The sequence below is a fragment of the Amycolatopsis sp. TRM77291 genome (assembly GCF_054166285.1).
The window spans coordinates 3,122,760-3,148,506 of sequence record NZ_JBSZHF010000001.1 but is presented as its reverse complement, the minus strand read 5'-3'; the positions used below and the strand labels follow the sequence as shown (position 1 = coordinate 3,148,506).

22 protein-coding genes and 2 pseudogenes are annotated in these 25,747 nt (G+C 69.4%); 5 read left to right on the top strand and 19 right to left on the bottom strand.

The window, feature by feature from the left end; all coding sequences use genetic code 11:
• Nucleotides 1-126: 126 nt before the first annotated feature.
• The 3 genes from ACXIZN_RS14860 to ACXIZN_RS14850 all read right to left on the bottom strand — a co-directional run bounded on the left by ACXIZN_RS14860 (nt 127) and on the right by ACXIZN_RS14850 (nt 3,873).
• Nucleotides 127-1,371 carry a DUF222 domain-containing protein gene (locus ACXIZN_RS14860; protein WP_457955062.1) on the bottom strand — a complete coding sequence of 415 codons (1,245 nt, stop codon included), beginning with the start codon at nt 1,369-1,371 and terminating at the stop codon, nt 127-129.
• A 277-nt stretch (nt 1,372-1,648) separates the two neighbouring features.
• The gene (locus tag ACXIZN_RS14855) at nt 1,649-3,232 is read right to left on the bottom strand and encodes an AMP-binding protein (protein WP_457955061.1); all 1,584 of its coding nucleotides are present in this window, start codon (nt 3,230-3,232) and stop codon (nt 1,649-1,651) included.
• A gap of 80 nt (nt 3,233-3,312) precedes the next feature.
• Nucleotides 3,313-3,873, bottom strand: a complete 561-nt coding sequence (locus ACXIZN_RS14850) for a TetR/AcrR family transcriptional regulator (RefSeq protein ID WP_457955059.1) — start codon at nt 3,871-3,873, stop codon at nt 3,313-3,315.
• 126 nt (nt 3,874-3,999) lie between these two features.
• Between ACXIZN_RS14850 and ACXIZN_RS14845 the strand changes: the two genes are divergently transcribed.
• The 3 genes from ACXIZN_RS14845 (at nt 4,000) to ACXIZN_RS14835 (ending at nt 6,432) form a co-directional block, all read left to right on the top strand.
• Complete coding sequence (locus ACXIZN_RS14845) at nt 4,000-4,704, top strand: alpha/beta fold hydrolase (protein ID WP_457955057.1); 705 nt, start codon at nt 4,000-4,002, stop codon at nt 4,702-4,704.
• A gap of 63 nt (nt 4,705-4,767) precedes the next feature.
• On the top strand, nt 4,768-5,412 hold the full coding sequence (locus ACXIZN_RS14840; protein WP_457955055.1) for a flavodoxin family protein: 645 nt from the start codon (nt 4,768-4,770) through the stop codon (nt 5,410-5,412).
• Nucleotides 5,413-6,432 (top strand): LacI family DNA-binding transcriptional regulator, encoded by a 1,020-nt coding sequence (locus ACXIZN_RS14835; protein ID WP_457955054.1) that lies wholly within the window; start codon nt 5,413-5,415, stop codon nt 6,430-6,432.
• Here ACXIZN_RS14835 and ACXIZN_RS14830 read toward each other — a convergent pair.
• The 9 genes and pseudogenes from ACXIZN_RS14830 to ACXIZN_RS14790 all read right to left on the bottom strand — a co-directional run bounded on the left by ACXIZN_RS14830 (nt 6,429) and on the right by ACXIZN_RS14790 (nt 16,351).
• On the bottom strand, nt 6,429-7,730 hold the full coding sequence (locus ACXIZN_RS14830) for a serine/threonine-protein kinase (RefSeq protein ID WP_457955052.1): 1,302 nt from the start codon (nt 7,728-7,730) through the stop codon (nt 6,429-6,431). The two genes, ACXIZN_RS14835 and ACXIZN_RS14830, sit on opposite strands and share 4 nt — an antisense overlap.
• 17 nt (nt 7,731-7,747) lie before the next feature.
• A complete protein-coding gene (locus ACXIZN_RS14825; RefSeq protein ID WP_457955051.1) occupies nt 7,748-8,380 on the bottom strand; it encodes an SGNH/GDSL hydrolase family protein in 633 nt (210 codons plus the stop codon).
• On the bottom strand, nt 8,377-9,138 hold the full coding sequence (locus tag ACXIZN_RS14820; RefSeq protein WP_185927438.1) for a TIM barrel protein: 762 nt from the start codon (nt 9,136-9,138) through the stop codon (nt 8,377-8,379). Before ACXIZN_RS14820 ends, ACXIZN_RS14825 begins: the two co-directional genes overlap by 4 nt.
• The gene (locus ACXIZN_RS14815; RefSeq protein ID WP_457955049.1) at nt 9,135-10,172 is read right to left on the bottom strand and encodes a LacI family DNA-binding transcriptional regulator; all 1,038 of its coding nucleotides are present in this window, start codon (nt 10,170-10,172) and stop codon (nt 9,135-9,137) included. Before ACXIZN_RS14815 ends, ACXIZN_RS14820 begins: the two co-directional genes overlap by 4 nt.
• Nucleotides 10,173-10,372: 200 nt before the next feature.
• Complete coding sequence (locus tag ACXIZN_RS14810; RefSeq protein WP_457955047.1) at nt 10,373-11,815, bottom strand: chondroitinase-B domain-containing protein; 1,443 nt, start codon at nt 11,813-11,815, stop codon at nt 10,373-10,375.
• Between the two features lie 13 nt (nt 11,816-11,828).
• Nucleotides 11,829-13,142: pseudogene (locus tag ACXIZN_RS14805) on the bottom strand (alpha-L-fucosidase); the annotation flags it as partial.
• A 64-nt stretch (nt 13,143-13,206) separates the two neighbouring features.
• Nucleotides 13,207-14,073, bottom strand: coding sequence for a carbohydrate ABC transporter permease (locus ACXIZN_RS14800; protein ID WP_125690702.1), 867 nt, complete (start codon nt 14,071-14,073; stop codon nt 13,207-13,209).
• Nucleotides 14,070-15,026 (bottom strand): carbohydrate ABC transporter permease, encoded by a 957-nt coding sequence (locus ACXIZN_RS14795; RefSeq protein ID WP_457955045.1) that lies wholly within the window; start codon nt 15,024-15,026, stop codon nt 14,070-14,072. Before ACXIZN_RS14795 ends, ACXIZN_RS14800 begins: the two co-directional genes overlap by 4 nt.
• Nucleotides 15,023-16,351, bottom strand: a complete 1,329-nt coding sequence (locus ACXIZN_RS14790) for a sugar ABC transporter substrate-binding protein (protein ID WP_457955044.1) — start codon at nt 16,349-16,351, stop codon at nt 15,023-15,025. The genes ACXIZN_RS14795 and ACXIZN_RS14790 overlap by 4 nt, the downstream gene beginning before the upstream one ends.
• Before the next feature lie 182 nt (nt 16,352-16,533).
• Here ACXIZN_RS14790 and ACXIZN_RS14785 point away from each other — a divergent pair, with 182 nt between their 5' ends.
• Complete coding sequence (locus tag ACXIZN_RS14785) at nt 16,534-17,541, top strand: hydroxyacid dehydrogenase (RefSeq protein WP_457955043.1); 1,008 nt, start codon at nt 16,534-16,536, stop codon at nt 17,539-17,541.
• Between the two features lie 1,228 nt (nt 17,542-18,769).
• On the opposite strand, the gene ACXIZN_RS14780 is transcribed toward ACXIZN_RS14785, so the two are convergent.
• The 3 genes and pseudogenes from ACXIZN_RS14780 to ACXIZN_RS14770 form a co-directional block, all read right to left on the bottom strand.
• Nucleotides 18,770-19,861 carry an aldo/keto reductase gene (locus tag ACXIZN_RS14780; protein ID WP_457955042.1) on the bottom strand — a complete coding sequence of 364 codons (1,092 nt, stop codon included), beginning with the start codon at nt 19,859-19,861 and terminating at the stop codon, nt 18,770-18,772.
• A gap of 12 nt (nt 19,862-19,873) precedes the next feature.
• Entirely contained in the window at nt 19,874-20,101 is a 228-nt protein-coding gene (locus ACXIZN_RS14775; RefSeq protein ID WP_457955041.1) for a DUF6130 family protein, read from the bottom strand.
• Between the two features lie 76 nt (nt 20,102-20,177).
• Nucleotides 20,178-20,351, bottom strand: a pseudogene (locus tag ACXIZN_RS14770) (hypothetical protein); the annotation flags it as partial.
• Nucleotides 20,352-20,495: 144 nt separating this feature from the next.
• Here ACXIZN_RS14770 and ACXIZN_RS14765 point away from each other — a divergent pair.
• Entirely contained in the window at nt 20,496-20,732 is a 237-nt protein-coding gene (locus ACXIZN_RS14765; RefSeq protein ID WP_457955039.1) for a hypothetical protein, read from the top strand.
• A 7-nt stretch (nt 20,733-20,739) separates the two neighbouring features.
• On the opposite strand, the gene ACXIZN_RS14760 is transcribed toward ACXIZN_RS14765, so the two are convergent.
• The 4 genes from ACXIZN_RS14760 to ACXIZN_RS14745 form a co-directional block, all read right to left on the bottom strand.
• Complete coding sequence (locus tag ACXIZN_RS14760; RefSeq protein ID WP_457955037.1) at nt 20,740-21,741, bottom strand: LysR family transcriptional regulator; 1,002 nt, start codon at nt 21,739-21,741, stop codon at nt 20,740-20,742.
• The gene (locus ACXIZN_RS14755) at nt 21,738-22,379 is read right to left on the bottom strand and encodes a sigma-70 family RNA polymerase sigma factor (RefSeq protein ID WP_457955036.1); all 642 of its coding nucleotides are present in this window, start codon (nt 22,377-22,379) and stop codon (nt 21,738-21,740) included. The genes ACXIZN_RS14760 and ACXIZN_RS14755 overlap by 4 nt, the downstream gene beginning before the upstream one ends.
• A complete protein-coding gene (locus ACXIZN_RS14750; protein ID WP_457955034.1) occupies nt 22,364-23,710 on the bottom strand; it encodes an alpha-lytic protease prodomain-containing protein in 1,347 nt (448 codons plus the stop codon). The genes ACXIZN_RS14755 and ACXIZN_RS14750 overlap by 16 nt, the downstream gene beginning before the upstream one ends.
• 342 nt (nt 23,711-24,052) lie before the next feature.
• Nucleotides 24,053-25,630, bottom strand: a complete 1,578-nt coding sequence (locus ACXIZN_RS14745) for a tannase/feruloyl esterase family alpha/beta hydrolase (RefSeq protein WP_457955032.1) — start codon at nt 25,628-25,630, stop codon at nt 24,053-24,055.
• Nucleotides 25,631-25,747: the final 117 nt, after the last annotated feature.

The following is a 25,747-nucleotide window of genomic DNA, read 5'->3' as shown; positions in this document are numbered from 1 at the left end:
TTCGCGACACGCCTCGGGGCTCAGTCCGGACGGCCCGCGACGAGGCGATATGAGTGTCGTCGGTCTCTTGACACGTGGGCATGCCGAAGGGCCCGTCGCCGGTGGTGGTCGGCGGGCTCCTCGGGTTCAGCGGTGGTTGCGGCGGGGTGTTTGTAGTGGGTCGAGGTATTGGGGCGGGATGAATTCGGGTCGGCCGTCGGTGATCTGGACTTTCCAGCCGGATTGTCCGTGGATGACCATGTGGTGGTAGCGGCAGAGTAGGCAGAGGTTGTTCAGGTCGGTGTCGCCGAGTTGGCCCCACGGCAATATGTGGTGGGCTTCGCAGTGTTTGGGGCGTCGATGGCAGCCGGGGAAGGCACAGCCGTGGTCGCGGAGGTTCAGCGCGCGGCGTTGGGCGGGACTGACGGACCGGGTGGCGCGGCCGATGTCGAGCGGTTCGCTCTCGGAGCCGAGCACCGCGGGAATGATTCTCGCGTCGCAGGCCAGCATCCGCGCGTGCCGTGCGGTGATCCTGGTGACTCCGTCTACGCAGGCCGCTCCGAGTCCGGAGGTCAGGGTTTCCAAGGGGATGGTGACGACGATGGTGGTCCGGTCCCCGGACAACGTAGGCGCCTTCTCGTTGGTCATCGCGTAGTGGATGGCGTCGAACAACGCGTCGCCATTGCGCTCGCCCGGCGTGCGGGGGTCGCGGTTGCCGTCCTGGTCGATGGGTCTTCGTTGTCCCCAGGTGTCGAACAGGACGTTGACCCGGGCCCCGAATTCGGGGTCCAGCAGGCCGTTCAATCGCCACCAGCCGTCGTCGCGCTTGCGGAGATGGACCTCACGTGAGGGTGGTTTCAGGTCCTCGTCCTTCGGTTCATTGCCGTCGGGATCCAGGTGCGCCAGCAGGTCGGCGCCGACGTTGGTGATCTCCCGGGGCCCGGCGTGGCGGGCCAGGTTGACCAGGATCTGTTCCGCTCCGGACCGGTCCTCGGCCGACACCTCGGCGGGGATTTTCTTCAGCACGGCGAGGATGGGGTCGAGTTGCTGGTGCCCGAGATCCCCATCGGCCGCGGCGGCTCCGGCGATCGGCGCGAACGCCGGGGCGGGGGTGCCGTCGAGGTTTCGGCTCTCGTTCACCGCCAACGCCCGCGTCACGGTGTCGCTGGCTTCATTCGGGCTGATGCGTGCGGCTTCGGCGAACCAGCCCGCCGTGGAGCCGTGCCCGAACAACTCCATCGGGCCACGGGATTCGATCTCGGCGAGGTACTGTCCGACCTCCGCCAAAGCCTGCCGTGCCACCGACAACCGCTCGATCACGCCGTGCGCGAGCTCGCGCGCACCGGCGCGCCACAGCTCCTGCGGCGGTTCGAGGATTCGTTGGTTGGACACCCCGCAAGAATACCAGGAATCGAACACGTGTGCGAATATGAAAGGCGCTCCAGAAGCGGTTTCACATTCTGGTTACCTGGGCGTCGGGAATTGTTGGGATGCAAGGAAAGGGGTGGGTGGCGAAGTCTGTTTCGCAACGTCTGTGGAGACAAGGTGAGTGGGGTGGGGGCGAAGGATTCCTTGTCTGGCTCTGCGGTAAGGAGGGCCCTTCGTTACCTTGTCGACCGCCTCTTTCCAGTCTCACGACAACTTGTGACAAGTCCGATGTGGACAGATCTCACAGCTCCCGTAGCAGATACCGCTGCAGCTTCCCGCTCGCATTACGCGGCAACGCCTCGATGAATCGCACGCGCCGCGGATACTTGTACGGCGCCGCGGTCGCCTTGGCGTGGTCCTGCAGCGCCCGCACCAGATCCGCGTCCGGCTCGATACCGGGCCGGGGGACGACGAACGCCGTCACGACCGAGCCGCGATCGGGATCCGGTGTGCCGATCACGGCGCATTCGTCGACATCCGGATGGGTGAGCAGGACCTCCTCGACCTCGGGGGCGGCGATGTTGTACCCCGACGAGATGATCATGTCGTCGCTGCGCGCGACGAACCTGAAATAGCCGTCGGCGTCGCGGACGTAGGTGTCGCCGGTGAAGTTCCAGCCACCGCGGACGTAGTCCCGCTGACGCGGGTCTTCGAGGTAGCGGCAGCCGGTCGGCCCGCGCACCGCCAGGAAACCTGGAGTGCCGTCGGGAACGGGCGAACCGTCGACATCGAGAACGGCCGCCTGGTAGCCGGGCACGACCTTGCCGGTCGCGCCGGGACGCGCGTCGCCGTCGGCGGCGGAGATGAACACGTGCAGCATTTCGGTGCTGCCGAGCCCGTCGATGAGCGGCCGCCCGACGGTCTCCCGGTACTGCTCGGCCACGGGGGCGGGAAGCGACTCGCCCGCCGAGACGGCCCGGCGTACTCCGGCGAGCAGTCGTCCGTCGCCGGCGTTCAGGATCGCCCGGTACGCGGTCGGGGCGGTGAAGAGGACGGTGACGCTCTTTTCGGCGACGATGGTGGCGAGTTCCGCCGGAGTGGCGCGTTCGACGAGTAGCGTCGCCGCGCCCGCGCGCAGGGGGAAGACCAGCAGGCCACCGAGCCCGAAGGTGAAGGCCAGGGGCGGCGTACCGCAGAAGAGGTCGTCGGACGTCGGGCGCACGACGTGCCGGGAGAACGTGTCGGCGATCGCGAGCAGGTCGCGATGGAAGTGCATCGTCGCCTTCGGGGAGCCCGTCGTGCCGGAGGTGAAGGCCAGCAGGGCGACGTCGTCGGCCGCGGTCGGGACGTCGGCGAACGTCGCCGGATACCGTTCCGCGCGGGCGGCGAGTTCGGGTCCGTAGGACACCACGGGGAGATCGGGCGGGAGTTCGTCCAGCAGGCGTTCGTCGCAGATCGCGACCGCCGGTTTCGCGCGGCCGGCGATCTTGTCGAGTTCGGCACGCCGCAGCATCGGCATGGTCGTGACGGCCACCGCGCCCGACTTGAGCACGGCCAGCCACGCCGTCGCGAGCCAGGGCGTGTTGGTGCCCCGTAGAAGCACGCGATCGCCGGGAACCACGCCGAAATCGGTGGCCAGGACATGGGCGACGCGGTTCGCGCGGGCCAGGACTTCGCCGTAGGTCCACGTTTCGGCGGGGGAGAGCAGGCACGGCCTGTCGTGACCGAGCCGCTCGGCGGTGTCGTCGAGCAGCGCGGTCGCGGCGTTGAGCCGGTCCGGATACCGGAGTTCCGGCAGATCGAACACGAACTCCGGCCACTGGTCGGCGGGCGGCAGCCGGTCACGGCAGAACGGGTCGACGTGCGCGCTGGGAGAAAGCCTCATCGTCGCCGCTCCTCGGTCCGGCCGTGCCCCCTTCCGCGAAGGTAGCACTTGTTACGACCGTCGAGAAGACGCGATGAAGTTCAGGGGACGAGGTCGGCCACGGCGCGGAGCAAGGTGGCGCGCACGGTCTCGGCGTCGTCGAGGTTGCCGCCGTGCAGCGCGCCGTCGCGGAGGAGGACGAGAGTGCGGGCGGCGTGCTCGGGATCGGCGTGACCGGCGTCGCGCGCCAAGTCGCGGAGCACGCCGAAGAACCAGTCCCGGTGGTCGTCGATGACCTGGCGCACGTGGTGTGCGGGATCGGGGTATTCGGCCGCGGCGTTGAGAAACTGGCAGCCGCGGAAGTCGTCGTCGAGTGTCCGGTCGCCGACGATGCCCACTGCGGCGAGCAGGGCTTCGCGAGCGGGTTTCCCTTGCGTCGCCGCGTCGACACCCGCGCGGATCCGCTCGCTCGTGGTGCTCAGGTAGGCGGCGACGAGGTCGTCCTTGGTGGGGTAGTGGCGGTAGAACGTCGCCCTGGTCACGGCCGCTTCGGAGACCAGGCGCTCCACGCCGACGGCATGGATGCCCTCGGCGTAGAAAAGCCGTGACGCTGTCTCGAGCAGCCGGATCTTCGGGTGGACTTCCCGGTCGACAGTCGGCATCTCTCAACTTTAGAGAAAGAACGGTCATTCCACCAGGTCGCCTTCGTCACGTTGCGGAAGGTCGGCCGGGAGAGCATTGTTCAGGCAGAAAGACCGATCGTTCTTCCTGACCTCGAAGGAGCCACCATGAGCAACCAGAAGCCCACCATCGTCCTGGTCCACGGCGCTTTCGCCGACTCGTCCAGCTGGAACGGCGTCGTCCCGAAGCTGCGTGAGCAGGGCTATCGCGTGCTGGCCGCTGCGAACCCGCTGCGTGGCATCGAGTCCGACGCGGACTACGTCGCCGACGTCGTCAACGGCGTGGACGGCCCCGTGGTGCTGGCCGGGCACTCCTACGGCGGCGTGGTGATCAGCCGCGCGGCCACCGCCGCGCCGAACGTCAAGGCGCTCGTCTACATCGCCGCCTTCCAGCCGGAAGCGGGGGAGAGCGTGTTCGAGCTGTCCGGCCGGTTCGAAGGCGGCAAACTCGGCCCGGACACCACGAACGTCCTGGCCGCGCAAGGCGAGCTGTCGATCAAGCCCGAGAACTTCTCGGACGTGTTCGCGGCCGACGTCCCCGTGGAGACCGCGGACGTCATGGCGGTCACCCAGCGTCCGGTCGCCGAGCGCGCGCTCGGCACGCCGTTCGACGGCGAGCCGGCGTGGAAGACCCTGCCCTCGTGGGCGCTGATCGCCGAGCAGGACCACGCGATCCCCGCCGCGGCGCAGGCGTTCATGGCCGAGCGTGCCGGTTCGGAGATCACCAGGGTCGACGCTTCGCACGCTGTCTCGGTCTCGCGGCCGGACGTCGTCGCGGAGGTGCTCCTCGCCGCGGCGGCCAAGGTCGCTTGACAGGTGAAACCCTCCCCGGAGAGACTGCCAAAACGTTTTGGCAGCCTCTCCGGGGAGAACCACGTGAAGATCTTGGTGCTCGATTCGAGCCCGCGTCGTGAAGGCAACTCCTGGGCGCTCGCGCAGGCTTTGGCCAAGGGGGCGGAGGAAGCGGGCCACACGGTCGGCTTCGTCCGCCTCTCCGATTTCGTCGAGTCGCCGCTCGGGGACTGTCGTGACTGCCGGCTGAGCGACCGGTCCTGCGGCATCGGCGACGGCTACGAGCGCCTGCTGTTCGACCACGTGCTCCCGGCGGACGCGATCGTCTACGCGACACCACTGCACTGGTACGGCATGACCGGACGGCTGAAGTCCTTCTTCGACCGGTTGTTCTGTTACACCTCCGGCAGTTCCCCGCATACCGCGGAGGTCGTGCCGGGGCTGATGCACAAACGCGCCGCGGTGCTGATCTCGTGCGAGGAGAGCTACCGCGGCGCGACGCTCGGCCTCGAGGCCCAGTTCCAGGAACTCACCCGATACCTGCGGCAGGACCTCGCCGGGATCGTGGTCGGCGTCGGCAACAGCCGGGGCGAGGTGGAACGCGATCCCGCACGGCCGCTGGAGGCCGCGGCGGACCTCGGCCGTAGGCTGGGCGACGCCCACGTCACCGACTATCGGCTGGACACCGACCGGCCGAACCGCGTTTGGGGACCGCCCGTGGAGGCTTGAGTGTCGCCGACCATCCGTGACGTCGCCGCCGCCGCGGGGGTTTCGATCACCACCGTTTCCCATGTGCTCAGCGGCCAAGGCCGGATCTCGGAGGAGACCCGGCAGCGCGTCGCGAGGGCGGCGGCCGAACTCGGATACCAGGCCAGCGTGCACGCGCAGCAGCTGGTCACCCGGCGCAGCCGCACCTTGGCGATCCAGCTCGCGAACTCGGTCGACGCGAGCAGTGCCTGCGCGCTCGTGCCCAATTCGGACTACTTCCTCGAAGTCCTCAACGGCGCGGCCGAAGCCGCTTCGAAACGTTCGTACGCCCTGCTCCTGACCCCGATGGACGCCGACCTGGACCGGTTGAACGCCTTCGCCGTCGATGGTGCGATCCTGGTGGATCCCCGCGGGGACGAGCCCTTCTTCGCGACCGGCTGGTGCCAGGACCGGCCGCTGGTGACCGTCGGACGTCCGATGGCGGCGCCGTGCCCGGTGCCGGTCGTCGTCGACAACGACCTGGTCGCGGCCGCCGGGCAGATGCTGGATCACCTGGCGGACAACGGTTATGAGCGGCCGTCGATGATCACCACCGACACCGCCCGCTCCTACGCGGCCGATCTGGTCGCCGGGTACACCGGCTGGATGGAAGCGCGGGGTCTGGAGCCGGTGGTGGTCGAGATCGACGAGCCGCCGACCACCGAAGGCACGGCAGAAGCGCTGGACAGGCTGCTGGACCGGCGGGTGTGCCCGGACGCCGTGTTCACGACATCGGAGAACCTCGCCCTCGGTGTCCTCCACGAGGCCCGCCGCCGGCGGCTCGCGGTACCCGGCGAGCTCGGGATCTGCAGTGCGGTGGACAGCGGTTCGCTCCAGCTCGTTTCGCCGAGGGTGACCGGGATGTTCGTACATCCGCGAGAGGTCGGCGGCCGCGCGGCCACGGCGTTGATGGACCTCGTCGAGGGGAAGGCGCCCGGCGGCGAGCCGCGCCGGATCGAAGTCCCCGTCCGGCTGAACGCGCGCGAATCGTCCGCTCGCTAAGAACTCCGGCACGCCGCGACCGGCACGGCCCCGCCGTCGTCCTCGGTGGTCGCGATGAACCCGAAGGTGGTCGTCCCGCCGGCGGGCAGCACCGCGTTCCAGTCCAGTTCGGACACTCGCACGCGGTCGCCGTCCTGTGCCAGGGAACCGTTCCACAGGTTGGCGATGCGGGTGCCGGGCGGCAGCGTCCAGCTGACCTCCCAGCCGGTGAGCCGGGTGTCCTTGGCGTTCCGGACGGACACGCGGATCTCGGAGCCGCCGGGCCAGCGGTTGGCGACCTCGTACCGCGCTTCGCACACCGGTTTCGTGGCCGACGGCGGCGGCGCAGGCGCCGGGGCGGCGGCGTCGGGCGGGTCGCCGTCGAACAGTAGGACCCCCGCCAGCGCACCGCCCACCACGACCACCCCGCCCGCGATGGCGAACGGCAACCGCGAACGGCGGGTGGGCGCGGGAAGCCGTTTGGTGCCGGACAGGATCACCGGGCGGCCGTCGGCGACGGTGGCGAGCATCCGCTCCGCCTCTGCCATGTCCGGCCGTTCCAGTGGATCCCGCCGGAGTAGCCGCAGCAGGACGTCGGTGAGCGGGCCGGTGGACCTCGGCGCCGTGATCTCGCCGCGGGCGACCCGTTTGAGAAGCGCGATCTGGTTGCCGTCGGTGCCGAACGGCGGCGCGCCTTCCAGCACGGTGTAGAGCGTGGAGCCGAGCGAGAACACGTCCGACGGGTAGCCGGGTTCCTCACCGTCGGCGACCTCGGGGGAGAGGTACGCCGGGGTACCCACGACGAGACCGTCGCCGGTCATCGTCCCTTCGCCCGTGACGTGGGACAGGCCGAAGTCGGCGATCTTCGCCTGGCCGTCTTCGGTGATCAGGATGTTGTTGGGTGTTACGTCCCGGTGCAGGATGCCGTCCTCGTGGGCGGCGGCCAGCGCGGAGGCGATCTGCGCGCCGAGTTCCGCGACGCGGCCCGCGGGGAGCGGGCCGTCGTCGGCGAGGAGCTCCGTCAGCGGCCGCGACGACAGGAACTCCATGATCAGGTACGGGGTTCCGTCCTGTTCCACGACGTCGTAGACGGTGACGGCGTGCGGATGCTTGAGCCGCGCGGCGACCCGGGCCTCCCGCATCGCGCGCACGATCGACCGGAACGGCGCGTCGCCCGGCGACTTGTCCGGCAGCAACTGCTTGACCGCGACCGTGCGGTCGAGCCGCTCGTCCCGCGCCTGCCACACCACGCCCATCGCGCCCCGGCCGACCTTGTGCTCCAGCCGGTAACGACCGGCGATGATGGCGTTCCGGGTCACACGGACAACTGTATCCGCTACGGGAGCTTGGCCTCCTCGACCGGCGCACCGGCGGCCGCGAGCCAGGCTTCGGCCAGCAGCCGATGACCCAGCGGGCTGGGGTGGACGCCGTCCGGGGCCAGCGTCGCCGCCCCGTGCTCGGCCGCCGCGCGCGGCATGAACAGGTCCGCGCGCACCAGCCGCGCGCCGAACTCGGTCGCCACGTCGATCGCCGCTTCGACGCGGGGCGCCAGATCACCGAGCCATTCCTGCTGTTCCGGCTCCACCGGCAGCAGGAACGGCGTGATCACGTACAACTCGGCCGGGAGGTGCTCCCGCGCACCGGCCAGCAGCCGGGAGTAGGCGGCCCGGAACTTCCCGGTCGGGCTGGACAGGCCGCGATCGAAGGTCCGCCAGGTGTCGTTGATGCCGATCTTCACCGTCAGCACCGTGGGCCGCGCCGCGAGGACGTCGGTGGCCCACCGGGCTTCGAGGTCGTAGATCCGGTTGCCGTTGATCCCCCGGTTGACCACTTCCGGCCCGTCGCCGAGGAGATCCGCGATCTGCCGGACGTAGCCCTTGCCCAGTGACGCGGGGTCGGTGCGGTCACGGCTGGAGTCGGTGATGGAGTCGCCGGCGAACAGCAGCCTGTCGGCTTCGGTGAACCTCACGCGCCCGCCTCGATCAGCTTCCGCAGCGAGTCGGCCTCGCCGGGGAGCAGGTCCGGATCGTTGCCAGGGACGAACTCCAGCAACGCGTCGAGCGGCCGCCCGGCCTTCGCGAGGAGGGTGAACACCCTCGTCCACAGTTCCGCCCGGAAGGTCAGCGGATGCCGTTCGTTGCTGGGCCACCACGAGAAGACGTGCACCGCGCGCACCTGGTCGAGCACCAGTTCCAGGCCCGCCAGCGCCTGCTCGTCCGGCAGGTCCTGCGGCGGCTGCCAGTAGGTGCCGAGATTGTCGCGGCCGACCTCTTCGAGCAGCCGGACGGTCGATTCCGCGGTGTCGGTCAGCGTCCCGCCGTGGAACTCCAGCGCGACCTCCAGACCGTGTTCGTTCGCGACGTCGGCGGCCTCGCGGAGACCGGCGACGACCTGCTCGCGTTCGTCGGGGTCGACGTCCGCGGAGCCCGCTTTGCCCGCCCACACCCGGATCCGCGAGGCACCGAGCCGGACCGCGGTGGCGGCGATCTCGCCGAACTTCCCGGCCTCGACCGGGGTGGCGCGGAAGTAGGAACCGTAGGAGTCGCACGTCAGCCCGTGCCGTGCCATGGCCTCGAACGCGCGCTCGGCCGCCCAGTCGTCACCGGGGCGCACATGGACGTCGGCACCCCACTCGATCACCTGCAGGCCCGCCTTCTCGGCGCGGCGGGCGACTTCGTCGGCGTCCAGCCGCCGCAGCGTCACCGAACACAGTCCCGGGCGGATCATTTTCCCTCCAACGGTCGGGTACTTTCGCGCAGCACGACCTTCCCGGTGATCGGCTTGACCCGGGGAGCGGCCGCGCGGGCGTCGAGGATGAAGTCGAGGGCCTGTTCGCCCATGCGCTCGATCGGCACACGCACAGTCGACAGCGAAGGCCTGATGTCCCGCAACGTAATAATGTCGTCGAACCCGGCGATCGCGATCTGCGCGGGGACCTGCAGGCCGTGGTCGCGGCAGGCGGCCATCGCGCCGACGGCCATCACGTCGTTGACCGCGAAAACGCAGCCGCGGAAGCCGCTCTCGATCGCCCGCACCATCGCCGCGTAGCCGCCGTCGCGGGTGAATTCCGCGCGCAGCACGTGGTTCTCGGGCAGCGGGACACCGTGCCGGGCGAGTCCGTCACGGAAGCCGAGGACGCGATCCCGTGACGTCAGCAGGCCGGGCGGCCCGGCGAGGACGAGGAAGTCGCGATACCCGAGCGCGGCGAGGTTCTCCGCCAGATCCGCCGCTCCGGCCCGGTTCTCCAGCATGACGGTGTCGAACGGTAGTTTTCGTTGCCCGATCACCACGACCTGACCATGGGCGGCCTCGAACGCCTTGAGTTCCTTGGTCAGATTCCGTTGCAGGGCACTGTCTTCGTTACGCGAACCGGCGAGGATGACCGCTCGTGCCCGTTGTCCCCGCAACGTGGTGACGTACTCGAGTTCCTTCTCCGGATGGTTTTCGGTGCTCGCGATGGTCACCGTAAGCCCGTGCCGCGCCGCCACGCGCATCACGCCCGACGCGATCGACGAGAAGTACGGGTCGACGATGTCGTGCACCAGCAGCCCGACGACGTTGCCGCGGCCGCGCGCCATCGCCTGCGCGGGCACGTTCGCCGTGTACTGGAGCCGTTCCGCGGCCCGAAGCACCGATTCGCGCAGGGTCACGCTGACCTGTCTGGTCCCGCCGTTGAGCGCCCTCGACGCCGTCGCGAGCGACACTCCGGCCTCGCGGGCGACGTCGGCCAGGGTGGCCGAACCCGCGGCGCGCTGCGCCATGGTTCCTCCTCGGTGGTGCGGTGGGCTCACGCCGGTGTGGGCTGACACCGGCGTGAGCCCGGCTCTGATGCCGGCCGCCCGGTTACGGAGCGCCGGGGCCGACGTCCGCGGTGGTGAGCGGCCGGTTGGCGATGGCGGCCGTCGAGTACTCGNGGGCCCCCCCCCCGGCCCCCCCCCCGGCTCTGATGCCGGCCGCCCGGTTACGGAGCGCCGGGGCCGACGTCCGCGGTGGTGAGCGGCCGGTTGGCGATGGCGGCCGTCGAGTACTCGTCGGCGCCGACGTCACGCAGGCTGCCACGCGCCTGACCGTCGAGGTCCAGGGTGACCGGTGCGGTCGACAGGGTCGCCGCGTCGATCGCCGGGCTGCCCGCGGCGAGCCGCGAGACCCCGTCGGTGCCCTGCACGAGCTTCGGGTCGACCCGGCGGAAGGTGCCCGCCGGGATGTTGCCATTCCCGCCCGAACCCCACAGGATGTTGCCGGACCAGGTGAAGTTGCCCGTGGTGCTCATCGTGACCAGGTCGCCGTTGCTGCCGACCAGGATGTTGTCGGAGATCGTGCAGTCGCGCGGTTCGATCGTCCGTTTGGTCTCGCCGGAAAGCGTGCCGCCGTTGTTCAGCAGCGTGTTGTGCGCGATGAGCACGCGGTCTGCCGCGTCGTTGCCGCGCCGTGATTCCTTCGATTCACCCGGGAAGTGGTCCCGGACGGAGCCGCTGCCGACGACCAGCGCGGTGCCGGACACCCCGGCGACGTAGTTGTTGACGATCTTGTGGTCGTTGCCGTAGATCCGGATGCCCTCCTTGCCGCCGAGGATGAAGTTGGATTCGACGACGGACTTGTTCCCGTGACGCAGCACGATGCCGCCGAGGCTGTTCCGGATGGTGTTGTTGCGGATGAAGTTGCCCGACGACTTGACCGAGATCGCCTCCGGGTCGCCGTTCGCGCGTTCGAAGAGGTTGAACTCGATCTTGGCGCCGGCGGTGCTCAGCGCACGCGGGCTGACGCCGAGCCGGATCGGTTCGCCGCCGTTGTCACCGGGGAAGGTGTGGTCGGAGAAGTAGTTCCGGAAGACTTCGACGTCCGCGGCCATCTTGTCTTCGTCCGCACCCTCGATGCAGAGCATGACGCCGAGTGTCGTCTTGTGGTGGAAGTGGTTGCGGTCGATCTTGCTGTTGTCGGCGCGGACCATCACCCAGTGCAGGTCGGGGAGGTCGGCGAACTGGAGATCGTTGCGGGTCAGCCGGATCCGCGAGCAGTTCGCCGGGATCTCCAGCGTGGTGCTCTGGCGGAACTTGAACCCGCTGATCGTGACGCCGGTGGAGTCGTCGAAGACGAAGCTCTGCTCGCCGTTGAACGTCACCCCGCCACGGGACTGGGCGACGATGGTGATCGGCTGGTCCTTCGTGCCGCGCCTGCCCTTGATGCTGATCGGCTTGCCCGTGGGCACGGTGTACGTGCCGTTGTTCACGGTGATGACGGCACCGGGGCCCGCCTTGTTGATCGCGTTCTGCAGTTCGGACAGCGAACTGACGTTCAGCGCGCACAGCCCCTGCGGTTTGGCCGACGCCGTGCCCGCGGTGACCCAGGGGACGGTGACCAGCGCGGCGCCGAGGGTGGCGCCGCTGAGGAACCTTCTGCGATCCATGATGCCTCCGTGCTCAATCGGTGGGGAGGGTTTCGGCGGCGGGGCTTTGTTCGTTCAGGAACAGTTCGATCACCGGGACCGGGGTGTCCGGTTTCCGGATGGGGAGCTTGAGGGTGAGCGTGCCTTCCGGCTGCCCGCCCATCTGGGTGTTCTGCGCGGTCTGACCGGGATCCGTGTGCACCTGCCGGATTTCCGAGGCGTCGTCGAGCAGCTGGGCGTAGCGCACCCGCCCGGCGAGCCCCGGCAGGTGGACGTGGTTCATCGGCCAGCTGAACAGGTGCAGGTACAGCCGGTCGCCGCGCTGGGTGTAGCGGCCGTCTGCGGGCGCGGTGAACTCGGCGGGACCACAGCCGCGGATGGAGCGTTCGTGCCGGTCCATCCAGCGGCCGATCTCGGCGAGCACATCGAGCGCCCGCGGGTCGATCTCGCCCCGGCCGTTCGGCCCGACGTTGAGCAGCAGGTTTCCGTCCTTGGACACGCCGTCGACCAGCATCCGGATCAGCAGTTCCGGGCTCTTGTAGTCGAGGTTGTCGCGGTCGTAACCCCAGCTGCCGTTCAGCGTCTGGCACGCCTCCCACACCACCGGGACGCCGTCGCGGGTCATCGGGCCGGACGGCTGGTACTGCTCCGGGGTGATGAAGTCGCCGGGGATCCCGGTGCGGTCGTTGACCAGGATGCCGGGCTGGAGTTCGCGGACCAGCGCGAGCAGGCCGGGGGAGTCCCAGTCGTCCGGTCCCTTGCCGCCCCACCATTCCTTGCGGCCCTTGTAGGAGAAGTCGAAGAACAAGTAGTCGATCGTGCCGAAGCGGGTGAGCAGTTCGCGCACCTGACCGTGGAGATAGAGCTGGTACTCGGCGATGTCGGCGTACTGGTGGGCCGCGATGTACTCGGCGTCGTCACGGCGGGGATGGGTACCGTCGACGGGGAACGCGGGATGATGCCAGTCGATCAGCGAGTGATAGAAGCCGACCTTCAAGCCCTCTTCGCGGCAGGCGTCGACGAACGGGCCGAGCAGATCCTTGCCGTAGGGCGTGTTCGTCACCTTGAAGTCGGTGAGGTCGCTGTCCCACAGGCAGAAACCGTCGTGGTGCTTGGTGGTGAGCACGACGTAGGTCATGCCCGCGGCCTTCGCGGCGCGCGCCCAGGAACGCGGGTCGTACCTGTCCGGCTCGAAGTGGTCGAAGTACACGCGGTACTGCTCGTCGGTCAGCTTTTCGCGGTTCTGCACCCATTCGTGCCGGGCGGCGAGGGAATACAGTCCCCAGTGGACGAACATCCCGAGCCGGTCGTGGGTGAACCAGGCGGTGGAACTCACTGCAGGATCGCTCCTTGCTTGTCGTTGGTGAACCGGCGACCGCGATCGAACCTCGGCAGGGTGCTGTGATGGTGGGTCAGCCCTTGAGCGCGCCCGAGGCGAGGCCGCGGACGAACGAACGCTGGAAGAACAGGAACGCGGCGACCGACGGGAGCAGCGCCAGCAGCGACGCGGCCATGATCACGCCGGGCGTGACGTTCGTGTCGATCCGCAGCGTCCGCAGGGCCAGCGGCAGGGTGTAGGTCGAAGCGTCGGTCGACACCAGCAACGGCAGCAGGTACTGGTCCCAGATCATCGTGAAGCCGAAGACGCCGATCACGCCGAGCGCGGGCTTGCACATCGGGAGGATGATCTGCGCGAAGATCCGCAGGTCGCCCGCCCCGTCGATCCGCGCGGCCTCTTCGAGTTCGCGGGGGACGTCCTTCATGAACTCGGTCATCACCAGGATCGAGAAGGCCCACGCGCCCAGCGGCACGATCATCCCGGCGAGGCTGCCGATCAGGTTCAGGTGCACCACCGGCAGATCCGACAGGATCAGCGACAGCGGGATCGCGAGGATCTCCTCGGGCAGCATCAGCGTCGCCAGGATCGCGACCAGCACGAAGGTCATGAACCGGAACTTCTTGCGCGCCAGCGCGTAGCCGGCCAGCACCGAGATGACGACCTGCAGCAGCAGGCCGAAGCCGACCACCAGGAACGAGTTGAGGAGGTACATCCCCACACCCAGGTCGAAGGCGATGCCGAAGTTGTCCAGGGTCGGGCTGGACGGCACGACGCTCAGCGCCGTCGGATCGGAGACGTCGTTGAACGCGCTGACCAGCAGTGCCAGCAGCGGCCCGGCGAACACCAGGAGCAGCAGGGCGTACAGGACGAACTTCAGGATCCTCCCCGCCGGTGACTTGACGGCGTCGAGGCCGAGTGCGGAATCGTTTGCCGCGGTCATGCGTCTCGCCTCCGTCGGAGCACCTGGACGAACAAGGTCAGCACGAGCGTCGCGAGGAACAGCAGGACCGCGCCCGCCGCGCCGACGCCCAGCCGGTTCTGTTCCAGGCCGAGTTTGTAGATCAGGGTCATCGCGACTTCCGTCGAGCCGTTCGGCCCGCCGTTGGTCAGCAGGAACACCTCGGTGAACACCCGCAGGCCGCGGATCGCCGCGAGGACGAACAGGATCGAGAACACCGACCGCAGGCCCGGCAGCGTCACGTGGAGGATCTTGCGCCAGCGGGACGCACCGTCGACAGTGGCCGCTTCGTAGAGCCCGCGGTCGATACCCGCCAGACCGGCGAGGAAGATCATCATGTCGTACGGGGCACCGCGCCAGATCCCGGTGACGATGACCGAGATCATCGAGCTGTCGGGATCGTTGATGAAGCCGGACGGGCCCAGCCCGACCAGGCCGAGGATGGAGTTCAGCATCCCGTCCTCGGTCGGGTGGTACATGATCCGCCAGAGTTCGGCGACCACCGCGATCGGCACGACCACCGGCAGGAACGCCGCCGACCGCAGGAACTTCAGCCGCTTGCTCTGGCCCTCCATCAGCAGGGCGAGCGCGAGGCCGATGATCATCGACCCCGCGGTCTGCCCGACCGCGATCACGACGGTGTGCCAGATCGCGGAGTGGAACGCCTCGTCACCGAGGACGGTGCTGTAGTTCTGCCCGCCGACCCACGTGTTGCCCAGGTACGGCTGGACGTCCTGGAAGGACATCGTCACCGCGGTGAACATCGGGATGAACTTGAAGTACACGAACAGGATCAGGGCGGGGGCCAGGAACAGCCACGGCGTCCACCACTTCCCGTCGCGGTCGCTGCGCCTGCGGACCTTCGGCGCGGGCGTCCGCTCGACGGCGGGACGGCCAGCGCCGACGGCCGCCGGCTTGGCGTGATCTACGGTCATGAGGCGCTGATCCCCTGTTGCTGCAAGGTCGCGGTGAGCTTGGTGTCGAGTTTGGACAGTTCCGCCTTGAGGTCGAGCTTGCAGTCGGCGACGAGCGCGCTGATCGTGTCGGCGGTGTCCTGGCGGACCGGCGTCCAGTTCGGGATGGTCGGCGCGTAGTGGCCGGACTTGGTGTAGATCTCGGCGTAGGTCTTCCAGCGCGGGTCGGAGCGGACCTGGGTGATGTCGACGTTCTTGTTCACCGGAAGCTGGACGATGAAGGCCGATTCGCCCTCCATGCCGATCTTCTGGCCCTCGACCGAGATCGCGAAGTCGCCGAAGGCGTCCTGCCCGGCCTGGTTCGGCGAACCGGCCATCATGTAGATCGACAGGCCCTCGGCGAGGACGTCGGCGTTCTTGGCGCCCTTCGGCATCGGGACGACCTCGTACTTGTCCTTGCCGAGCGACTTGTCGAATCGCGGCAGCAGGTACGGGCCGACGACGTACATCCCGGCCTTGCCCGCTTCGAAGGTCTCGTTGGTCGCCGGGGTCGGCATGGTGACCGAACCGGGCTGGATGACGTTGTCCTTGCAGCCGAGGTCGCGGAACCACTGCACCGCGGCCACGGATTCGGGTGTGCTCATCGCCGGCTTGTACTTGCCGCCACCGGTCTCCGAGATGAAGTCGCCGCCCGCGGCCCAGAGGAAGTTCGAGAAGTACCAGGAGGCGTAGCCCCGCTTGGTCGAGAGCGTCGCGTTCAGGCCCGCGGTGTCGGCCTTGCCGTTGCCGTCGGGGTCGCCGGTGGTGAAGGCCTTGGCGAGGTCCGCCAGCTCGGCCCAGCTCTGCGGGACGCCCTTGCCGAGCTTCTCCCGCCAGTCCTTGCGGATGAGCAGCGCCGAGGCCTGCGCGCTGTAGGGCAGGCCGTACAGCTTGCCGTCCGCGGTCTGGTTCGACTTGAGCGCCTGCTCGGTGAGGTCGGAGGTGTGCTTGATCTTGCCCGGTTCGACCTCGCGGACCAGACCCTGGCTCTTCAGCGTGCCCAGCTGCGTGACGTCGTTCATCACGATGTCCGGCAGGTCGCGCTGGGCGGCGCGCTGGGCCAGCTTCGTCTCGAAGTCGTCGAAGATCGCGGTGACCTGCACCTTGAACCCCGTGGCCTTCTCGAAGGCTTCGGCGAGCCGCTTGGTGGCCTGCTCACCGGCGCCGCCGGGGGTCGTCCGGGTCCACAGTTCCAAGGGCGCCTTGGTGTCCTGCGCGACGTTCGTTCCGGCGGGGCCTGCCGAGCAGCCCGAAAGGACCAGCGCTGAGACAGTGAGTCCCACGCCGATCCACCGCGATTTCCGCATCGCATCTCCTGTTCACTGTGGACCACGCTGTCTACTTCGCAGGGGGACGGTAAGCGCTTTCCCGGGGTCCGGTCAATGGTCCGATGATTACGAATTTCAATCGGGCCAGTTTGCCCATGTGCGGGACTCGTCGTGCGTGGACCGGGTCAGGCATCCGATGTATGGTCGCTGCGGAGGTAGGAATGACCGAGCTGCGACACCGGCCGACGGCACTTCTCGTGATGGAGGAACGCCGACGCGACGACGTTTATCCCGAGGCGGTGCTGAAGGAGATCGAAACGCTGGTGGACCTGCGTGAGCCGCTCACCCGTGAGCGGCTGGCGGAGGACCCGGCGGCACTGGAAGGCGTCGAGATCCTGCTTTCCGGCTGGGGCGCCCCGGTGCTGGACTCCGTCCTTTTGGGACACGCGCGGGACCTTCGGGCTGTACTCGTCGCCGCCGGCTCGGTGCGGCCCCTGACCACGCCCGAGTTCTGGGCGCGCGAGCTGCCGATCGTGTCGGCCGCGGCCGCGAACGCCGTCCCGGTCGCCGAGTTCACCCTTGCCCAGGTCCTCTTAGGACTGAAGCAGGTGCACCGGATCTCCCGCGAGATCCGGGAGCGGCGGGCCTATCCGCCGGATCCGCGGGTCGCGGGCGCCTACCGGTCCCGGGTCGGGCTGCTCGGCCTCGGTGAGATCGGTGCTCTCGTCGCGTCGCATTTGCGCGGTTTCGACGTCGAGGTGCTCGCGAGCGACCCCGTCGTCGACCCGGCGACTGCGGAAAGTCTCGGCGTGCGGCTGGTTGGCCTGGACGAACTGTTCGCCACGTGCCCCGTGGTCAGCCTGCACGCGCCGCTGCTCCCGGAGACCGAAGGGCTGGTCGACGGGACGCTGGTGGCCAGGATGGGCATCGGCGCGACCCTGATCAACACCGCACGGGGCGCCGTGGTCGACGAGCCGTCGGTCGTCCCGGTGCTGCGCGAGCGTCCCGATCTCACGGCGATCCTCGACGTCACCTGGCCCGAACCGCCCGAACCGGACTCGCCGCTGTACACGTTGCCGAACGTGGTGCTCACCCCGCACCTGGCGGGCGCGCTGGGCGCCGAACGCGCTCGGATGGGTGAGCTGGTGGCGGCTGAGCTGCGGCGGTTCGTGCTGGGGCAGCCGCTGAAGCACGCTGTTGCGCCGGATCGGGCTCACTTGCGGGCTTGATGCTCACGGTCCGCGGACCGGTGTGCCCGTGGCGCGGCTGCACGCCTTGGGTGTCACCCGGGAGTCTCTGGAGCGGATGCGCGGACTGATTCTGGGGCTGCCGCCTGGTGACCATCGAGGAGGCGGGACATCGTGTGGCCGGAGGAGTTCGCGGCGGTGGCGGGGAGTTCCTCGGGCCGGCGTGATCCTGGCTTGGAGCGCTGCCGGTGATCTCGCGGACAGGAGCCGTATAACGGCCTATACCGTGTGTCTCTGGCAGGCAGGGCGAGCGTGGGACGTTGCCGCGAAACGGCGACGAACACAGCGGAGGACGAGAGGGCAACGTTCAGCGGCGGCGAGGTGAAGGTCGCCTTCGCAACGCCTGCGGTCTGTTGCCGCAAAACGGCGACGGCCACGGATGGCGGTGGGCCGGTCGGCCCTGCGGCATGGTCATCGGCGCCGCCGAGCGGTGACGGGGAGGTCGCTTCGCTACGTCCGTGGTCTGTTCCCGGAAAACGGCAACGATCTGGGGTTGTCGACGCATGGGATCAGGGTTGTGCCGGGGTCAGCCGTGGGTCGTCGCCGCGAAACGGCTACGGCCGCAGCAGTTGGATGCCGCGGGCCACTTCGATGGTGGCCGCGAAATGGCGGCGGTCCGGGCGGCCCACGGTCCGGTGCCGTGAATCGGCGACGGCACGCGGATGGCGGTGGGAGCTGGCTGCCCTGCGGCATGGTGACGGGTGGCCTGTCGCCGGGAATCGGCGACGCCGAGCGGCCGACGGTAAGGGTCGGTTCGCAACGCCTACGGCCCGTTGCCGTGAATCGGCGACGGATGGTGGCGGGATCGGACTTGCCGTGCGGAATGGTGACGGGTGGCCAGTTGTCGCGAAACGGCGACGCAGGGCGGCGGCATCAGGCGCTCTGCGGCAACGCCTACGCCCCGTTGCCGCGAAACGGCGACGGATTGGGGGTCGGATCGGTCGGCCATGGTGCATGGTGACGGATGGCCTGTCGCCGGGAATCGGCGACGCCGAGCGGCCGACGGTAAAGGGTCGGTTCGCAACGCCTACGCCCCGTTGCCGCGAAACGGCGACGGATGGCGGCGGGATCGCTCGGCGACACGACATGGTCGCTGGTGCCCAGTTGCCGCGAAACGGCGACGCCGAGCGGCGGGCGTGAGGCCCTCCGCGGCAACGCCCACGGCCCGTCGCCACAAAACGGCAACAGACCGCGACCACCACCGGTCAGCTCACCAGTTCCGCACCACAGGCGCATACCCCACCGGCTTGTCCCCGACCTTCACCCCCGGCGAGATCACCCAGTTCTGGTACTCCGGCGTGAACATCCGGTACACCGACTCCGGCGGCACGGCGCTCGCCTCGTCGAGGAGCGCCCGCAGGTCCGGGGGCAGTTCGAAGTCCAGCGCGGCCATGCTCTTGCCCAGCTGGTCCGCGCTGCTCGCCCCGACGATCGCGGCCGCGACGCCCGGCTGGGTCGCGACCCAGTTGATCGCGACCTGCGCCATCGTGACGCCGAGTTCGGTCGCGACCTTCTCCAGAGGCTTCAGCAGCGCCCAGTCGCGGTCGGTCCACGACTTCCCGGGGTTGCCCGGATCGCTCAGCCTGCCCTCACCGGATGGTGTCTCGCCGGTCTGGCGGTACTTGCCGGTGAGGAACCCGCCCGCCAGCGGGCTCCACGCGGTGATGCCGAGCCCGAGATGCCGCCCCATCGGCACGTGTTCGGTCTCGATCGCCCGTTCCACGAGCGAGTAGGGCAGCTGGAGATTGACGGCCGGGGTGAGCGCGTTCGCCTCGGCGAAGCTCTGCGCCCGTGCGGCGTACCAGGCGGGTACGTCGGAGAGCCCGGCGTAGCGGATCTTTCCCGCGCGCACCAGGTCGTCGAACGTGCGCATCACCTCTTCCACCGGGGTGACGCGGTCCCAGGTGTGCAGCAGGAAGAGGTCGACGTGGTCGGTGCCCAGCCGTCGCAGCGACCCTTCCAGCGCCCGGATCAGATGCTTGCGCCCGTTGCCGCCCGCGTTCGGGTCGCCAGGGGCGACGCTGTTGGTGTACTTGGTGGTGAGCACGACCCGGTCGCGCACCTTCGCCTCGGCGATGAGGCGGCCGAGGATGGTCTCGCTTTCGCCCGCGGTGTAGAAGTCCGCGGTGTCGATGAAGTTCCCGCCCGCCTCCAGGTACTTGCGGAAGATCGGGCGGACCTCGTCCTCGGATTTCCCATATGCGGCGTGAAACCCGCCGGTACCGAAGTTCATCGTGCCGAGCGCGATCCGGCTGACGCGCAGGCCGGAGCGGCCGAGCAGGTAGTACTGATCCAGTGTCATGGAAGCGCCTTTTCAGTGGTGGCCGGCGTGGGCGGGAACGACGAAGTTCACCGTCTTCTGGTCGAGGATCTTGTGCGTCGGGTCGGCGAGACCGATCCACACCTTGTGCGGTCCCGCGGGCAGCGACTGGATGATCAGCGGTTCCCCGCTGCCGTCCGCCCAGTGCCACGCCGCGTCGTCGACGGTCACGTGGATGTGGCCGATCCGGGGCGAGACGTCCAGGGCCGCCGGGCCGTACACCGGGACGATCCGGGAGGTTTTCCGCCCGGTACCGCAGCACGACCAGGCCCATCGCGAGCTGGTCGGGCAGCGGCTCGTCCACGATCAGCGACGGCGGTGGCTGGGACGGCAGCGGCACCACGGGAGCGGGCGACCAGCCGGCGGCCGCCGCGGCGGCAGGGGGAGCGGGCGCCGGCGGCGCGGGCGGGGGAGCACTACAGGCGGCGGTGAGCAGAACGGCGGCGAGAGCGGCTTTCCCAAGTGCGGGCATGAATTCACGCTAGGACGGCCGAAGGGGCCGCGGCGCCCGTCGGACGACGTCATCGGTGTACGTCACCGTGACACTTTCCGGTGATCACCCCGTGAACCGGCCGGATCCGGGGAACCCGGGGGCATCGACGGAAGGGAGAACACGATGAAGACTCGAATCGCCGCATTGGCGGCCGCGGTCACGTTCTTGGGAGCCGTCACGGCCTCGTCCGCCATGGCGGACCCGGTGCCCGGCAGCCCGAACCAGTTCTACGCGTCCTGCGCGGTCGATCTGCTGGGCGTACCGGTGGCGTGCCTCGAGACCGACAAGGAGCACGCGACACACATCTGTCAGTACGTGCTCACGGCCTTCGGGCTGGGCCTCGACTGCATCCAGCGCTGAATCCCGATCACGTACCGAGCCAGCCGGGGTTGGCCGCCGCCCACTCGGGAAGCCGATGCCGGATCACGGCCGACTCGGTGATCGAGTGTGTCAGTCCACTTCGGACAGTGGGGACGTCGACGGGCGAACCGTCGCGCCACAGCAGGAGATGACGCGTCCGCAGCGGCACGCCCCGCAGTGCCACCAGCGTGCCCGGGATCGTGGAACCGGAATCGAGGGAGCGGGCGGGTGACACCGCGCGGGGTTCGTGCCGGACGGTCTGGCGCAACGCCGTGGGGTCCAGCTTCCGAACGGTGATCGTGCCGAGACCGGCGCGGGCGCACTGGTCGGTCAAGTGGTCGTGGAACTCGTCGTCCTCGCCCGCCGGCACCAGCCAGATCGAGCCGTCGAGCTCGGCGAGGGAAACTTCGCCGAGTCCGGTGGCGGGATGGTCCGGGGACACGACGACGAAGACCGGCTCCGTGCCGACGGGAAGCAGGTGGACGCCCTCGGGCGGGACGATCTCCTGCCCCGGATGGTCCACGTACAGCGCCAATTCCACCGTGCCGTCGAGAAGGGCCGAGAACACCTCCGCCCGGCTCGTGACCGCCACTTGTTCGACCGGACGGCCGGGGGCCGCCGCGGCGACCACGCCGCTCAGCGTTTCGGCGAAGATGGTCGGAAGCGCGCCTATCCGGAGCAGTCCCTCGGAAGGCGCGCCGCGAAACCGGCGGATCGCGAGTTCGAGGTCGTCCGCCGCGGCCAGTACCCGGCGCGCGTGGTCGAGCAGCACCTCGCCCAGCGCGGTGGGCCGCACGCCGTGCCGGTCGCGTTCGAACACCGTGCGTTCCAGCGCCCGCTCGACCCGGTGGAGCTGCGCGCTCAACGCGGGCTGGGAGAGCCCGAGCGCGGTCGCGGCGTTCGCGATGCTGCCCGCCGACGCGATCGCGTCGAGCAGGCGCAGATGCCGGACATCGACTTCCGCCGGCCAGGTGTGGCCGTCCCCGGGACCGATGAGGGGGCTGATCACAGGTCGTCCTCGCTGATGATCGTGCGGAGCCTGTGCAGGGCACGATGCTGGGCGACCCGGACAAGGCCGGGGCTCACCCGCAGCACCGCGCCCGCCTCGGGTGCCGTCATGCCGACCGTGATCCGCAGCCGGAGTATCTCCTGCTGGAGATCGGGCAGGGTGCTCATCAGCCGCGTCAACCGGTCGTGACCGTCGGCCGCCAGGGCCCGCCATTCGGGTTCGTTGGGTTCGGGCGTCGCGTGGTCGGGCGGATCGGGGGTGGGTTCCGACCGGTCCCGGGCCCGCCTCCGGAAGGCAGCGGCGACCTTCCGGGCGGCGATCCCCAGGACGGCGGTGAGGAAGGAACCGCCGGACGTCCGCGCGGTGGGCAGTGCGGTGAGCACGGCGAGGCAGGTTTCCTGCGCGACGTCGTCCGCGGCGATCTCCCGCGCGTCCCTTCCGTCCATCCGGCTCCGGCAGTAGTCCGCGACCACCGGCTGGACGATGTTCATCAACTCGGTCGTCGCCGCGGGGTCACCGCGGCGGGCGCGCGGGACGAGGGATTCGAGATCCGCCGTCAGGGCGCCGTCGTCAGGAGGAGGAGCCGCCCCCGGCGAGGTGAGGTCGCCGGGGGCGGTCCAGGTCAGGCGAGTTCCCAAAGCGCGGGCACGTTCGGCGGTTCCCAGCCGGGCATGGAGGTGTGCGGCTGGATGACCCGGTAGTTGCTGCCGCCGTAGCTGGCGGTCGCGCCGGAGCCGTAGTACGTGTACGGCGCCCAGGTGCCGCCCGGCGGGTTCGACGTCGTCGGGCTGGTCGGGGTGGTGGGCGTGGTCGGCGTCGTGGTGGTGCTGGACGGCGGGTTGCCGCTGACCGTCAGACGCAGGTTGTAGACGCTCAGGATCTCCGAGATCGGCTGGAAGTAGATGGTGCCGCCGGAGGTGCAGTTGCCGGAGCCACCGGAGGTGACGCCCTGCGCCTGGTCGCCGGTGAGCCACGAACCGCCGGAGTCGCCGGGCTCGGCGCAGGCGTTGGTCCGGGTCAGGCCGGTGATGGTGCCCTCGGGGTAGGTGACCGAGGTGTTCTTCTGCAGGATCGTGCCGCAGCGCCAGCCGGTGGTGGAGCCGGAGCGGCAGACCGACGAGTTGACCGGGGCCTCGGTCGAACCGGCGACCGGCACGGTGCCGGGGTAGCGGTTCACCAGCGGGCGCGGGGTGTTGCCGGCGTCGGCGCGGACCCAGGCGTAGTCGTTGCCGGGGAAGCTGGAACCGGCGACGGACCCGCTGGGGTTCGAGGTGCGGGTGCCGGTCCTGCCGCAGTGTCCGGCGGTCACGAAGCCGCCGTCGACGGCGAAACCGATGGAGCAGCGGCCAGAGCCGAAGGTGTAGGCGTTGCCGCCGATGATGTCGATGAGCGCGCGCGGCTGCTCGGTGCTGGCCTCGACGCGGACCAGGTCGGACGGCACACCCGACTCGGCCGCCCACGACTTCGCGGCGCCTTCGCCACCGGCGTTGGCGAGTACGACGATCGAGTTGGTGGTGACGTCGGTGAACCAGCCCGGCACGGTCTTCGGCGCCTTGGCGGACTTGGCGTCGAGCCGCAGCTTCGCCGCGTCGAGATCGGCGGCGCTGCGGGCGACGGTCTTCGGGGTGGCGCCCGCGGCACGCACCAGGTCGCCCACGGCGGCGTCGGTGACCGCCACGGTCAGCGTGGTCCCGCTGCCGTCGAGCCACGACCCGGCGTACGACGTGCCGAGTTGCTTCTTCAGCGTGTTGTCGGCGACCGCGGCGCGCTGTTCGCTCGCGAGCCGGAGCTTGGCCTGCTCCGGGGTGAGCTTCAGGTCGCGGGCCATCGCGGCCAGCATTTCGGACTGGGCCTGGTCACCGGCGGTGGCCTGCTGACCGGCGCTCGCGTTGGGGGTGAGGGCGATGGCGGTGACCAGGCCGGCCCCGGTTATCGCCGCGGCTGTGGCGGCTAAGATCTTTCTGTTCATTTCGACGCTTTCCTCGAAACGGGCGGGGGAGGGGGATTCGTCCCCGACCGTACGAGGCGGATCACGCAACTGGTACATACCATTTGGGTCATATCGCCCGGCTGGAACGTGGGGTGATATGACGGTGGTCCGTGCGGATCCGGCAGGCGTTTTCGTTGCGGTGCAACGGTTCAACCGCTGCCGGGAGAAAGGTGGCGCCGGCTCGCGGTCCGGTGTCCATTGTCGTCAATACCGTACTTTTGAGGGGTATGGCAAAGAGAACGCCGGAAGTTCTCACAGTGTGGGGAAGTGCCCGTCGTGCCGGAGGGGGCGACGGCACGACGGGCACTGGTGTGGGTGGCCTCAGTGGCCGGTGCAGCGATAGCTCATGGCCACCGCGGGATCACCGTGGCCGCGGTATCGCGAGACCTGCGGATACGGGCAGAGATCACGGGTGACGGTCTTGTCGCCGTTCGCCGCGGGCAGGGTCGACGGCGCCTTGCCGCGTTCGACCCAGTCGACGAGCGCGCCCAGCGCGTTCGTCGGCGCGGCACCCGCGCCGCCGGAGCAGTGCGCGACACCCGGCGCGAGGAACAGCCGGTAGAAGTCGTTCACCCGCTTCGGGCCGCCCATCTCGCGCTCGACCTCGCGGCGGTACTGCAGCGTGCCGCCCGGCGGGATCAGCTGGTCGTCGGAGCCGACGAAGGTGATCAGCTTGCCGCCCGCCCGGCGGAACGCCGACAGGTCGGGGTCCGAGGTCCCGATGACGTCGTCGTACTCCCGCACAGACTGGCGGAACAGGTCGGCGAACTGGCGATAGGTGATCTTCTCGGTGTCGAATCCGGGCTGCTTCTTCAAGAACGTCTGAACCCAGCCCACGGCCACCGGGAAACCGGGCGCGTTCGTCACCGGGCCGAAGTCCGCGCCCTTGGGGAGACCCGCCCAGAGCCGTCGTCCGTGCTCGTCGGCCGGCCCGGCCCAGATCTTGCGGACGACTTCGGCGTCCGCCGCGGTGACGGTGACCTCCTTGTCGCCGCAGAGCACCTTCGTGCCGATCAGAGATCGAGGGTCGTAACTGCATTCGTCCGGCCGGTCCACGATGCCGTTGGTGACCCCGTCCCGGCCGTCGCACGCCTTGATCGCCGCCTGCTGGAAGGCGGTGAAGACGCAGGTCGCCGGGAAGGTCTTTTCCTGGTTCATCACGACCCGCGGCCACAGGGTCGCGACCGCGAACTCCGCCCAGTGCACGGCGGGGGCGTTCGCCAGGACACCGTCGAAGTCTCCCGGGTATCGCTGCGCTTCCGAGTAGCCCTGACGGCCTCCGGTCGAGCAGCCGTTCCAGTACGAGTAGCCGACTTCCCGCTGGTAGAACTTCTGCGTCACGTCCTTGCCGACGAGGGCGGCTTCGTGCACGGATCGGGTCGCGAAGTTCGTCACCAGGGTCTTGTCGATCTGGCCCTGGGGAGTGAGCGCCCACGAGGTGTCGAGGAAGGTCAGGGGGACACCGGCGTCGGTCGTCACGCCGCTGTAGCCGTCCTTGACGGCCTGGACCAGCGGGGCACCGAAGTCACCGGCGGTGTAGGCGCTGCCGCCGACCGCCTGGAGCCTGCCGGTCCACCCGGTCCGGGGCAGCGCGACGGCCACCTTGACGTGGTCGCCCGCCTTGCCGTGGGTCAGCGTGACGGTGATTTCGCAGTACGCGGGCACGTCCGTGATCGCGGCGGGGGCCGAGAACGGGGTGGGCGGGAACGTGACGGTCCCGCCGGGTTTCTGCTCGGCCCGGACGGATTCGATCCGCGCGCCTTCGGGCGCCGAGACGGGGACCGCCGCGCACGACGTCGCCGCCGCCTGGGCCGGCGCCGTCTGCGTGACCGAGGTCAGCACCAGCGGCAGCAGGGCGGCCAACGGTGCCGCCGCGAGGAACAACTTCTTACGTCTCATCACTTCGCTGAAACTAGGCCGATCGTGTTGACACGCCGTCTACATCCGGTGGACGCCGCCGGGGAGTCCTAACGGGACCGTTTGGGTATCGTCGGACGGGCGGCCGCCCACGGCCGA